Annotated in this window: 11 protein-coding genes and 1 riboswitch; of the genes, 1 reads left to right on the plus strand and 10 read right to left on the minus strand. The window is 35.8% G+C overall.

Going from position 1 to position 13,217, the window contains the following annotated elements; translation table 11 throughout:
* Positions 1-14: 14 nt before the first annotated feature.
* A complete protein-coding gene (locus ACWV26_RS14115; protein WP_455895366.1) occupies positions 15-434 on the plus strand; it encodes a DUF2507 domain-containing protein in 420 nt (139 codons plus the stop codon).
* Positions 435-506: 72 nt separating this feature from the next.
* Here the strand turns inward: ACWV26_RS14115 and ACWV26_RS14120 are convergent, their stop codons facing one another.
* The 10 genes from ACWV26_RS14120 to ACWV26_RS14165 form a co-directional block, all read right to left on the minus strand.
* On the minus strand, positions 507-1,742 hold the full coding sequence (locus tag ACWV26_RS14120; RefSeq protein WP_455895367.1) for an aspartate kinase: 1,236 nt from the start codon (positions 1,740-1,742) through the stop codon (positions 507-509).
* Between the two features lie 121 nt (positions 1,743-1,863).
* Positions 1,864-2,046, minus strand: a riboswitch (Lysine riboswitch).
* 57 nt (positions 2,047-2,103) lie between these two features.
* Complete coding sequence (gene uvrC, locus ACWV26_RS14125) at positions 2,104-3,879, minus strand: excinuclease ABC subunit UvrC (RefSeq protein WP_455895368.1); 1,776 nt, start codon at positions 3,877-3,879, stop codon at positions 2,104-2,106.
* Between the two features lie 390 nt (positions 3,880-4,269).
* A complete protein-coding gene (gene trxA / locus ACWV26_RS14130) occupies positions 4,270-4,584 on the minus strand; it encodes a thioredoxin (RefSeq protein WP_455895369.1) in 315 nt (104 codons plus the stop codon).
* Between the two features lie 165 nt (positions 4,585-4,749).
* A complete protein-coding gene (locus ACWV26_RS14135) occupies positions 4,750-5,727 on the minus strand; it encodes an electron transfer flavoprotein subunit alpha/FixB family protein (protein ID WP_455895370.1) in 978 nt (325 codons plus the stop codon).
* Positions 5,728-5,760: 33 nt separating this feature from the next.
* Positions 5,761-6,534 carry an electron transfer flavoprotein subunit beta/FixA family protein gene (locus ACWV26_RS14140; protein WP_455895371.1) on the minus strand — a complete coding sequence of 258 codons (774 nt, stop codon included), beginning with the start codon at positions 6,532-6,534 and terminating at the stop codon, positions 5,761-5,763.
* A gap of 21 nt (positions 6,535-6,555) precedes the next feature.
* Positions 6,556-7,329: an enoyl-CoA hydratase gene (locus tag ACWV26_RS14145; RefSeq protein WP_455895372.1), complete on the minus strand. Its 774-nt coding sequence runs from the start codon at positions 7,327-7,329 to the stop codon at positions 6,556-6,558.
* A 57-nt stretch (positions 7,330-7,386) separates the two neighbouring features.
* Entirely contained in the window at positions 7,387-7,971 is a 585-nt protein-coding gene (locus ACWV26_RS14150) for a TetR/AcrR family transcriptional regulator (protein WP_455895373.1), read from the minus strand.
* A 99-nt stretch (positions 7,972-8,070) separates the two neighbouring features.
* A complete protein-coding gene (locus tag ACWV26_RS14155) occupies positions 8,071-9,759 on the minus strand; it encodes an AMP-binding protein (protein ID WP_455895374.1) in 1,689 nt (562 codons plus the stop codon).
* 647 nt (positions 9,760-10,406) lie between these two features.
* Entirely contained in the window at positions 10,407-10,820 is a 414-nt protein-coding gene (locus tag ACWV26_RS14160) for a DUF350 domain-containing protein (RefSeq protein WP_455895375.1), read from the minus strand.
* 28 nt (positions 10,821-10,848) lie between these two features.
* Positions 10,849-13,215, minus strand: coding sequence for an endonuclease MutS2 (locus ACWV26_RS14165; RefSeq protein ID WP_455895376.1), 2,367 nt, complete (start codon positions 13,213-13,215; stop codon positions 10,849-10,851).
* Positions 13,216-13,217: the final 2 nt, after the last annotated feature.

Below are 13,217 nucleotides of genomic sequence, written 5' to 3' on the forward strand. Positions count from 1 at the left end.
AAAGAAGGATTTCAATGTCTACTCAACAAAAAAATGAATTTACCCAATTTGGCTACGAATTAATACGCGATCATGTACTATCTTCAGTTTTAGGTAAAAACGAAGAAGATATACTATATTGGTGTGGTAAAGAATTAGCGCGTAAATTTCCGCTATACGAATTAGAGGAAGCTGTAGACTTTTTTAAAGAAGCTGGATGGGGAGATTTATCGATTGATAAAGTGTCTGCAAGTGAAGCTTTTTGTACTTTATCTGGTGATCCTGAAATCCTTAAATTTGATCAACGTTGTTTCAAATTAGAAGCAGGCTTTTTAGCTCAACATCAACAAATATGCTGCGGATTCCTCACTGAGTGTTATGAGGAGACAAAACCGAAACTATCCGTTGTGAAATTTCATATAAAATGGGATTTAAAAGATAAAATTGAAGGATAAAGTAAAAGAATTTCAAAGAAGTGTGTAAAACACTTCTTTGAAATCCTTTTTTTATTCATTTTAACAAATCGCTTATTGTTGAGCGATTTTTTCTTGGATTGAGAGGTTAAATTCATCATGCAATGCATTTGCTGCTTTTAGCATATCTTCTTGTGGTACAACCACTGATACTTTAATTTCGCTAGTACTAACCATTTTCACCGGAATTCCTTCGCGATATAAACGGTCAAACATCGAAGCAGCAACCCCAGGATTTGAAACCATACCTGAACCTACAATAGAAACTTTTGCAAGATCACCTTCATGGTCTAAATGGTGATAACCAAGGGTTTTTTGATGCTCAGATAATACATTTAAAGCATCTTGTAAATTTTCTTTTTTCACTGAGAAAGAAACAGAAGGCTCTGTTCCTTCAATAATAGATTGAACAATAATATCAACATTAATATGATTTTTGGCTAATGTTGTAAATATATTGGCTAATGAGCCAGTATAAGCTTTTTCATAATAAACAGTTAATCGAATAATATCTGATTCAAACGCAACCCCACGAACCACTAAATCTTTTTCCACAGAAACTTCCTCCTTCAAAATGGTGCCTTCTACTTCCTCATAGCTAGAACGTACTGACATTTTGATATTATGATTTTTAGCAACCTCTACTGATCTTGGGTGCAAAACACCTGCTCCAAGATTAGCTAGTTCTAGCATTTCGTCATATGACATTTCTTGTAGCTTTCTCGCACCTTTTACATATCTAGGATCACTCGTATACACACCATCAACATCGGTATAAATATCACATCGCTCTGCATCAAGTGCGCTTGCTAAAGCTACAGCTGTTGTATCAGAACCGCCACGTCCCAGTGTAGTAATATTGCCTTCATCATCAATCCCTTGGAATCCAGCTACTACTGCAACTTTCCCAGCTTTTAGAGCTTCTTTTAAAGCATTTGGCGCTATATTCTCAATGCGCGCATTGCTAGGCACATGTTCTGTAACGATTCCTGCTTGCCAACCAGTGAATGATTGAGCCGCAATTCCTAACTTATGCAAAGCCATCGTTAACAATGATATAGTTACTTGTTCACCTGTTGTTAGTAAGACATCCATTTCTCTTTTTGAAGGTGTTTCAGAAATTTCGTGGGCCATTTCAACAAGTTGATCTGTTGTTTTACCCATTGCAGATACAACAACAACAATTTGATAGCCATTTTGTATTTCATGTAAAATGCGCTGTGCGACATTCATGATTTTTTTTGTTGTCGCGACGGATGTACCGCCAAATTTAACCACTAAAGTATTCATCAAAACGCTCCCCTACATAGTTATATGTGGGCGATTTTCACAATGATTTCTAAAGAAAAAAGAGCAGCTTATCACAAATGTGATTAGGCTGCTCTTTGCATGCACGTTCTATAGAACATTCATGTGAGATAGCCCTCCAGAACCGGAATCGATTCTGACAATTCTACATTTCTTCAATGTAGAACCAGCAGCAAGGTGGAATTAGCAAACTTGCAACTTCGGCGGCCTCCCCTTTCGCCGACCTTCTAAGGATCTATTCATCCTCCAGTCGGATACTCTTGAAATCCGCGCCTCTATCATCACTAAATCAGTGATTTTTAATTGGTGTTATTAAGATACCATACGAATGACTATCTATCAATCATTTTCCCGAAAAAAAGTCAATTATTGTATGAGATAGAGTTTTTGGTACACCTGCTTCTTGCAGCTCTTCAAAAGTTGCTTCTTTAATTTTCTTAATAGAACCAAAATATTTCAATAATTGCTGTTTCCTTTTTGGGCCAACTCCTGGAATCTCATCTAAAACAGAAGTTATGGCGTTTTTCTCATGTAATTGTCTATGGAATGTTATGGCAAATCTGTGCACTTCATCTTGTACTCGTTGTAATAGATAAAATGCTTCACTTGTGCGTTTCAATGGAATGATTTCAGGAGGATTGCCATATAAAAGTTGCGAGGTTTGATGCTTATCATCTTTAGCCAAACCTGCGATTGGAATGTCGAGTCCTAATTCATCTTCTAAAATTTCTCGCGCAACCTCCATTTGTCCTTTTCCTCCATCCGTCACGAGTAAATCCGGTAAAGGTAGGCCTTCTTTTAACACTCTAGTATAACGTCTTCGGATAACTTCGCGCATCGCACCATAATCGTCATGGGCTTCCGCATGTTGGATTTTAAATTTGCGATAATCTTTTTTACTTGGTTTTCCATCTATAAAAACAACCATAGCTGAAACAGTATCTGCTCCAAATATATGGGAATTATCAAATGCTTCAATACGAATAGGTGTTGCAATATTCATAGCTTGTCCAAGCGCTTCACATGCACCAATTGTTCGTTGTTCCTGTCTTTCAATCAATTGGAATTTCTCTAATATTGCTACCTGAGCATTTTTTGAAGCCAAATCTAATAATTCCTTTTTTTGTCCTCTTAATGGTTTTATTACTTTAATATCTAATACTTGTTGAAGCACTTCATCGTCAATTTCCTGAGGAATAAGGATTTCTTTTGGTTTTATATGTTCAGTTTTTTCATAGAATTGCCCGACATACGTCAAAAACTCTTCATCAGGCTCACCATAAGATGGAAATAGTGATACATCTCGCTCGATTAATTTTCCTTGTCTGACAAAAAATACTTGAACACACATCCACCCTTTGTCTACTGCATAGCCGAAAACATCTCGATTGGTAAAATCATTCGTTGTGATTTTCTGTTTTTCCATTACTGCTTCAATATGTGCAATTTGATCTCTGTATTCTTTAGCACGTTCGAAATCAAGTTGTTCAGATGCCTCTATCATTTTCTTTTGTAATTCATCCTTGACAGTAGTATGTCCACCATTTAGAAAACTAGTGATTTCTTGTACCATTTTCGTATACGTTTCTTTTTCAATTTCTTTCACACATGGTGCTAGGCATTGTCCAAGATGGTAATACAAACAAACTCTATTTGGCAATGTCTGACATTTACGCAATGGATACAGTCGATCTAAAAGTTTCTTTGTTTCATTGGCTGCGTATGCATTTGGATAAGGTCCAAAATATTTACCTTTGTCCTTTTTGACTTTTCTAACGGTAAGTAATCTCGGGTATTTTTCATTGGTAATTTTAATATATGGATAGGTCTTATCGTCTTTCAGCATGATATTATATTTTGGATCATGTAATTTGATCAAATTTAACTCTAGTAAAAAGGCTTCTTTGTTTGATGAAGTGATAATATATTCAAAATCTTCTATTTCACTTACTAGACGTTGAGTTTTACCATTATGTGTTCCTGTAAAATAAGAGCGTACTCTATTTTTTAATACTTTCGCTTTTCCTACATAAATTACCGTACCTTGACGATCTTTCATTAAATAACATCCGGGTTGATCGGGTAAAATTGCTAATTTTTGTTTAATTAATTCATTCATCAAATCACCTCATAAAAGGGCTTGTCCAGATTATGGAAATATAAACTATAGAGCACAGAGTATGAGCCTCTTCTACTGCTTAGGAGTCTGAGTAAACATTTTCATTCAAATTTGGTGTTAATTTGAAGTACTTATCTCCATCTAAGATTTCTAGTCAAAATATAAATAATAAATATTTTATATTGATACATTATTCAATCGTAATAGACACTTGCTAGATACTAATCCTATAAGAGACTCCACTCAGAAACTTCGGTCTACTATTTATATAATAATTTAAAACAAAATTGCTCTTCTTCATATAAATGAGGAAGAGCAATTTTACTAATTATTACTTCTTTAATTAAATTTTACTTATTGGACAACCTCTTAGTATATCAATCCAAAGACTTAGGCGTGTTTTTGGATGAATTCAGCTAATGCTTCTTTTGGTTGGAAACCTACAGTTTTGTCAACTTGTTGGCCATCTTTGAACAATAATAATGTTGGGATTGACATAATACCGAATTGGCTAGCTGTTTCTTGGTTTTGGTCAACATCAACTTTTACGATGTTCACTTTACCTTCTAATTCTTGATCTAATTCTTCAAGGACTGGAGCGATCATTTTACATGGTCCGCACCAAGTTGCCCAGAAATCTACTAATACTAAACCGTTTGCAATATCATTTGAAAATGTTGCATCTGTTGAATGTACAATTGACATAATTTAATTTCCTCCTTAAAACTCTATGTATCGGTAGTGTAGCATAAAAAGAATGTCGAGCGCGACTGTTCTGCTCACCACTCCATTATTTTAACATAATATAACGCTTCTAATGAAAAAAAGAAACTCTGCATATCACTTAATAATTGCAGAGTTTCTTATGTTTTAAGAATTAACCGCTACTTTTTTGAATTCTTCAATTAGCAAAGGTACAACTTCGAATAAGTCACCTACGATACCATAATCTGCCACTTTGAAAATATTCGCTTCTGGATCTTTGTTGATAGCAACAATGATTTTAGAGTTCGACATCCCCGCTAAGTGTTGGATTGCTCCAGAAATTCCACAAGCGATATATAAATCTGGTGTTACAACTTTACCAGTTTGTCCAATTTGCAATGAATAATCGCAATAATCTGCATCACAAGCTCCACGAGATGCACCAACAGCTCCACCCAAAAGTTTTGCTAGTTCTTTTAATGGTTCAAATCCTTCTGCACTTTTAACACCACGACCACCAGATACGATGACTTTCGCTTCTGATAAATCAACACCCTCAGCAGCTTTACGAACAACTTCTTTGATTACAGTGCGTAGATTCGTAATTTCAACTGATTGGCTTGAAACTTCACCTGAACGAGAATCATCTTTTTCAAGAGGTGCAATATTATTTGGACGAATTGTGATAAATACTAGACCTTCTTTAATCTTCACTTTTTCAAATGCTTTACCAGAATAAATTGGGCGAATAAATAATGCATCATCCCCATCACCTTCAATTGCTGTAACATCAGAGATTAATCCACTTTGCAATTTACTAGCAATTTTTGGTGATAAATCTTTTCCCAAAGCTGTATGACCGAACACGATACCATCTGGATTTTCTCCCTCAACAACTGCCATAAATGCTTGGCTAAAGCCGTCAGAAGTGTATTGTTTCAGATGTGGATGTTCTACAGTTACAATACGGTCTGCTCCATATTGAATGAGTTCTTTACCATACTCTTCAACAGCATCTCCAATTAGAACGCCAACTACTTCACCACCAGAAGCAATTGTTTTTGCAGCTGCAACCGCTTCAAATGATACATTTCTTAAAGAACCCTCACGTACTTCACCTAATACTAATACTTTTTTTGTCATGTGATTTCCTCCTTAAGCATTTGTAAATCAGCTTTATATAACTTTTGCTTCTGAATGTAGTAATTGAACAAGTTCTTTTACTTGGTCTTGTAATTCTCCTTGTAGCACTCGTCCAGCAGCTTTTTGAGCAGGTAAGAAAATTTCAACTGTTTCTGTTTTTGCTTCTACATCATCTTCATCAATATCTAAATCATCTAATTCTAATTCTTCTAATGGTTTTTTCTTCGCTTTCATAATTCCAGGTAATGATGGGTAACGTGGTTCATTTAACCCTTGTTGTGCTGTTACTAAAAGTGGTAGTGAAGTTTCAAGTACTTCTGAATCCCCTTCAACGTCGCGCACAATTTTAGCAAGAGTCCCCTCAATATCTAGTTTTGTAATAGTAGTTACATAGTTAATACCCAATAATTCTGCTAATCTAGGTCCAACTTGTCCAGAGCCACCATCAATGGCAACATTCCCACCTAAGATTAAGTCTGCATCTTTGTCTTTTAAGTACTCGGCTAAAATATATGAGACAGAGAATTGATCTAATTCTTCAACATCATCTTCTGGATTAATCAGTACAGCTTTATCTGCACCCATTGCTAAAGCTGTGCGAAGTTGTTTTTCAGCATCTTCTCCGCCAATTGTTATAACTGTCACTTCGCCACCTTGAGCATCGCGAACTTGGATTGCTTCTTCAATTGCATATTCGTCATAAGGGTTAATGATGAATTCAGCACCATCTTCTTGAATCGCGCCACCATTTAATACGATTTTCTCTTCAGTGTCAAAAGTTCGTTTAACTAATACATAAATGTTCATATTTCTAACCTCCTAATACTTTTATTGTCCTTTAAAAACAGGCTCTCTTTTTTCGATGAATGCATTAATTCCTTCTTTGGCATCTTCTGTAACAAAAACTGTTGCGAATCCTTGAGCTTCAGCTGTGATTCCTTCATAAAAAGATGGCGTTTTGGCAAATTGCAGCATTTCAATTGCTTTTCTTAATGCAACAGGGCTTTTCTTTGCAATTTTCTTCGCAGTATTTAGAGCTTCCTCTAATAAGGATTCTTCTGGTACTGCACGATTAGCAAGACCACACTTTACTGCCTCAACACCTGAAATCGGATCACTAGTGAACATCATTTCAGCAGCTTTTGCTACTCCAACATAACGAGGTAATCGCTGTGTACCGCCAAAACCTGGTATTAAACCAAGTTGTAGTTCTGGTAAACCTAATTTTGCTGTCTCACTAACATAACGGAAATGGCAACTCATCGCTAATTCCAATCCACCACCAAGTGCCGCACCATGAATTGCTGCAATGATTGGTTTTGGAAACTTTTCAAGTCTCTCGAAAATATCTTGTCCTTGAGTTGAAAGGGTTTCAAAATCTTTTGGTGTAGTTAACTCAGTGAATTCTTTTATATCAGCTCCTGCAGAGAAGAATCTACCCTCTCCATGTAGTAAGACGACTCGTACATCTGTATCCTTTTCAACAGCATCAAGAAGTAAATTTACCTCCTCGACTAATGCACGAGATAAAGCGTTTGCAGGTGGACGATTGATTGTTGCTAATGCTACCCCTTCGTCTACTATATAATTTAGATATTCCATTCCCCATATCCTCCTTAGTCTATAAAAAATATGTATGTAGCAAAGTTAAAAACTTTGCTACCCCCTTTGTATACCTTTTAGCAAAATTTGATGAACACTTGGCGCCATAGCAACCAAATCATACTTTTGCTCTTTCATCACCCAAGTTGTTGATACTTCATCAATTGTTCCAAATATAACTTGTCTAGTAAGTCGAATATCAATATCTTCAACAAACTCTCCATCTTGAATCCCTTTTTTTAAAATTTCATCAAGTAAATCAAGGTATTCTTTCAAAATAGCGTTGATTTTCAAACGAAGGTCTTTATTTGATTGGCGAAGTTCTAGTTGTGTAACAATAGCTAAATGATGATCTTCTGAAAGCACTTTAAAGTGTCCCTCAATCATTCCATAAAGCATTTCTTTTGCAGTAGTACTTTGTTTCAATATTTTTTGTAAATTCTCCACAAAAACAGACATTTTCTCCTGGAAAACAGAAATCAAAATGTCTTCCTTGTTTTTAAAATACAAATAAATAGTTCCATCAGCGACTCCTGCTTGTTTTGCAATTTTGGAAACTTGTGCTTGGTGATAACCATTATCTGCAATTACGATGACTGCTGCATCAATAATCTGTCTGTATTTAGGCTTGTCTTTTTTCAATTTTGATCACCACCGGTTTAACATAAAAATATGAATGGTTATTCATTCATATTTTTATGTTATATTCTAAACCGGTTATTGTCAAGTCTGCTTTTTCCCTTAAATAATTTGCTCTAATTTTGCTTTTTCTTCTTCAATTAATGATCTGCGCAATATCTTACCTACCGCTGTTTTAGGCAATTCAGTCCTGAATTCATATATACGTGGTATTTTATAAGCAGCCAAATTTGCTCTACAGTATTGATCTAGCTCACTTTCTGATATTTGATAACCCTCTTTAAATACGATATACGCCTTTACTGTTTCCCCTCTATACGGGTCAGGTACTCCAGCTACAACGCATTCTTGAATAGCATCGTGTTCGTATAAAACTTCTTCCACTTCACGAGGATAAATATTATAGCCACCAGCAATGATAATGTCCTTTTTCCGGTCTACAACAAAAAAGTAACCTTCTTCATCCATGTAACCTAAATCTCCTGTTAAAAGCCATCCATCGCGTAAGGTCATTTCTGTTTCTTCTACACGATTCCAATATCCCTTCATCACTTGTGGTCCTTTTACAGCAATTTCGCCAATTTCACCGATTGGAAGCGACTCTGTTGTACCTGTTTTGAATATCACAGCATCTGTATCTGGCCAAGGAACACCAATTGAACCTTTTTTACGCTCTCCGTACCATATAAAATTCGCATGGGTAACTGGAGAAGATTCAGTCAAACCATATCCTTCTACAAGTTTTCCACCAGTAACTCTTTCAAAATTTTCTTGTACCTCAATTGGTAAGGGAGCTGAACCACTTATACATGCCTTAATCGAAGTCAAATTATATTGATCAAGATCTGGATGATTTAATAATCCAATATATAGAGTTGGGGCTCCAGGAAAAATTGTTGTTTGTTGCTTAGCTATCGTTTTCAATGTATCCGATACATTGAATTTTGGTACTAATACCATTTTATCTCCACGCATAACAGACAGCAGTAATACAGTTGTCATACCATATACATGGAAGAAAGGTAATACACCCATAACAACTTCTTCACCTGGAATACATTCTGACATCCATGCACTACACATTTGTACGTTTGTACTTAAGTTTTTATGCGTCAACATAACACCCTTTGGAAATCCTGTGGTTCCTCCCGTATATTGCAGTAAAGCTATATCATCACTATTATTGGGCGCTAAGTTTACCTTTTTCAGCTCTCCGATTTTCATGATTTCTGAAAATAGATGGTTAGAGCCGCTATGTTCAACCGTCACTTTAAAGCCATATTCTTTCTTTTGAATAAATGGATACAATAGGTTTTTGGGAAAAGGCAAGTACTCTTTAATGCCTGTAACAATGATGTTTTCTAATTCTGTATTTCGCCATACCTTCATAATTCTTGGATAAAGGATATCTAGTGTAATAATTGCTTTTACACCTGCATCCTTTAATTGATATTCAACTTCTCTCTCCGTGTACAACGGGTTTGTCTGTACAACGATACCGCCCGCATATAATATCCCATAATATGCGATAACACTTTGAGGACAATTTGGTAGCATAATTGCTACTCGATCTCCTTTTTCAATTCCGATTTTCACTAAATAATTTGCAAACTTTAATGAGGATTCGTATAACTCTTTATACGTAATGTCTTTCCCTAAGAAATGAATAGCAACTTTTGTAGGATATTTCTCAAATGATCTTGTTAAATTTTCTTGTAAAGGAATTTCTTCATACTTAAGGGATGTTGGAATTTCTTTTGGGTATTTCTTTAACCAAATCTTTTCAGTCAAGCGAACTCCCCCCATGCCATGCAAATTGTTAGAATATTTCCAATTCTAATTATAAATAACGTTGACATCGCTTTCAATTAATACTCACTGCTTTCTTATTTTTTCTATACTATGTAAGATCATAGGCATTTGTCCATGAATTTTGTTTTAGAATCAGATTATGATTTCTTTTATATAGCTAAGGGAATTGAAAATTATTTTATACTTATAATATTTAGACCTGAAGTGGAATCGGCTTCGCTTTCCTGTGGACGAGCGGTGAGTCTGCGCCGTTCCACTTCAATGATATTTGTGGTTCTAATCTCAATTAAAATATTCAGTAAAAATTTTAAAAAGTATATTTTTTCATACTAACTTTTTCCTTTACTATAGATATTTTATACTTGATTACTTGATACAGAATATATAATTTCTCACTAATCATATGCTTGAGTATAATCAAAACACTAAATAATAAAAAATGCCCTGTTCACACAAAAAAACCGTATGAGGTAACCAATAAATTAACGGTTATGCCATACGGTTTATTTTCGTTATTTTATTTAGATTTAGTGCATCATTAGATAGACAATTCCTGTTAAGATGAACAGGCCGCAGATAATCATTAATACTTTTGCTAAAGTTTCCATAAAAACTCCCCTAAACTACTAAGAAATACTTGCTCCTATTACATAGGATAGTCCTGCTGAAATGGTAAAGGAAATAAATCCGACAGATCGGTTGTCCTTTTCAATTTCTTCGTCGATATTGAAGGTAGGCGTCAAAAATTCAAACAGAATATACGCGAGAATTAGTAGTATAAAACCGAATAACCCCCATGCAAGCATTTCAATTAGCGAATTATGACGTTCAATAGAATAACGAAAAATGTTACATACCCCTAAGATTTTCCCGCCAGTTGCTAAGGCGACTGCGACATTACCATTCTTAATTTCTTGCCAATTCTTATATTTGGTCACAATTTCAAATATAGCCATGGCTACAACAAGACAAAGTACTACAATACTAAAATAGCCTGCTGTTTCAACAATTTTGAAATGCCAAAAGCTACTCAGCAACATACATTTCCCCACTCTCTAGATACTTTTTCTATTTTAACTCGACAACCGTCACACCGTATCCACCTTCGCCAGCATCACCAAAGCGGAATGATTTAACCCCTTTATGACGTTTTAGCAAGGATTGAATTCCTTGTCTTAGAGCACCTGTACCTTTCCCATGAATAATCGATACGCGATTATAGTTTGATAACATGGCATCATCTAAATATTTTTCTGTACGAATCATGGCATCTTCATATCGTTCCCCTCGTAAATCGAGTTCAAGTTTTACATAGGAGTCGCGATTACGAACATTTGATACGGAGGCTGTTTCCTTTGTTTTTTCAGGTTTAACGTATTCTAAGTCAGATTCATCTAGTTTCATTTTTAGAATCCCAATTTGAACAATCCATTCTTTGTCAGAAACTTTTTCTAGCAGTGTTCCTTTTTGACCATAGCTTAGAACTTTTACTTCATCGCCTTTTTGAAGGTCTTCAGCACGCGCATTTGCTTGTCGTTGTTTCTTCAAAATACGATTTTCAACAGGAGCAGCTTCTTCTAATCGTTTACGTGCTTCGATAATTTCGTGTTCTTTTACGATTTTATTGGCATTTCGTTGCATTTTATGCAGCTCATCAATTACTTCTTCAGCTTCTTTTTTCGCGTCATCTACAATTTTGCGTGCTTTTTCTTTTGCCTTTTTCGCTAGTTCTTCCTTATTTTCTTCGTATTCTTTTAACTTCTCATCAAGTTCAGCTTGCAGATGTTCTGCTTCTTTTAGCAATTGTTGCGAACGCTCTGCATCCGCTTCTGATCGTCGACGGCTTGCTTCCAACGACGCAATCATACTTTCAACTTCATGACGATCCGTTCCAGTAAATGATTTTGCGCTATCAATAATATGTTCTGGCAATCCAAGTCTTTTCGAAATTTCAAAAGCATTACTTCGCCCAGGAACCCCAATCAATAAGCGATACGTTGGACTAAGTGTTTCAATGTCAAATTCAACACTTGCATTTACTACACCTGGTCGGTTGTAACCATATGCTTTTAACTCAGGGTAATGGGTAGTGGCCATAACTCGTGCACCTCTACCATATACTTCATCTAAAATAGAAATTGCGAGCGCTGCACCTTCTTGAGGGTCTGTACCAGCACCTAATTCATCAAATAACACGAGGGAATGTTCGTCAAATTGTTTTAAAATATCAACAATATTCACCATATGACTTGAGAATGTACTTAAACTTTGTTCAATTGATTGTTCATCACCAATATCTGCAAAAATTTCAGTAAAAACAGCTAGAACAGAACCATCTAGTGCTGGAACTGGAATACCTGCTTGTGCCATTAATGTACATAATCCAACCGTCTTCAAAGTAACCGTCTTACCACCAGTATTGGGTCCGGTAATCACTATTGCTGTAATATCTCGACCAAATTCAATATCATTGGCAACTGCTTCATCCATTGGCAAAAGAGGATGACGTGCTTTTCCTAATCTTATATACCCTTCATCATTCATCTCAGGCATTGTACATTTATTTGCTTGGCCGTATTTTGCTTTTGCTAAAATCACATCAATCTCACAAAGTAACTGTACTAACTCAAAAAGTGAATGTGCCACTTCTTGTACTACTGCAGAAAGATGAAGTAGGATTTTTTGAATTTCAACTTTTTCCTTCGCTTTTAAACGGTGAATTTCATTATTTGCTTGAACAACTGCATCTGGTTCTATATAAAGGGTTTGTCCTGAAGCAGATTGGTCATGCACAATACCACCATAATGGCCGCGATATTCTTGTTTAACTGGAATAACGAAACGATCATTTCGAATAGTAACAATAGAATCTGATAACATTTTCGAAGCATTGCTACCTCGCGTTAAACTTGCTAACTTTTCACGTACTCGCCCTTCTTGTGCACGAAGTTGTTGACGAATCGAACGTAATTCTGAGCTTGCTGAATCCATTACGCCTGCATTTTCGTCAATACATGAATTGATCTCATGCTGGAGTCCTGTTAAAACAGGGATATCATTTTTCTTTTGAATAAAGTATGGGATTTTAATTGTCTCTTCTTCTTCAATCCCTTCGATAAATTCACGGAAAATGCGGCTTGCACGGATTGTACTTGATATCTCCATCAATTCTTGGGGGCTTAGCATCCCGCCTATTTGCGCACGTTTTGCATGTGGGCGAATATCGAAAATTCCACCTAGAGGGACATTTCCTTTAACTCGAAGAATCGATAGACCTTCATCCATTTCATCTAATAATACTTTTACTTTTGCTAACTCGGTTTCCGGTACTAATTTTTCAATTGCTGATGTACCGATTGAACATGTACAAAATGTTGCCACTTGTGCACGTACTTTATCAAACTCTAGTGTTTTTAGTGCGCGTTCTGCAATCACTA

The organism is Rummeliibacillus sp. JY-2-4R (assembly GCF_053847205.1).

Coding starts and splice junctions, on each gene's coding strand:
- uvrC (WP_455895368.1), bottom strand. CDS start 3,879: ATGAATGAATTAATTAAACAAAAATTAGCAATTTTACCCGATCAACCC.
- ACWV26_RS14145 (WP_455895372.1), bottom strand. CDS start 7,329: ATGGAATATCTAAATTATATAGTAGACGAAGGGGTAGCATTAGCAACA.
- ACWV26_RS14160 (WP_455895375.1), bottom strand. CDS start 10,820: ATGTTGCTGAGTAGCTTTTGGCATTTCAAAATTGTTGAAACAGCAGGC.
- ACWV26_RS14115 (WP_455895366.1), top strand. CDS start 15: ATGTCTACTCAACAAAAAAATGAATTTACCCAATTTGGCTACGAATTA.
- ACWV26_RS14140 (WP_455895371.1), bottom strand. CDS start 6,534: ATGAACATTTATGTATTAGTTAAACGAACTTTTGACACTGAAGAGAAA.
- ACWV26_RS14120 (WP_455895367.1), bottom strand. CDS start 1,742: ATGAATACTTTAGTGGTTAAATTTGGCGGTACATCCGTCGCGACAACA.
- trxA (WP_455895369.1), bottom strand. CDS start 4,584: ATGTCAATTGTACATTCAACAGATGCAACATTTTCAAATGATATTGCA.
- ACWV26_RS14135 (WP_455895370.1), bottom strand. CDS start 5,727: ATGACAAAAAAAGTATTAGTATTAGGTGAAGTACGTGAGGGTTCTTTA.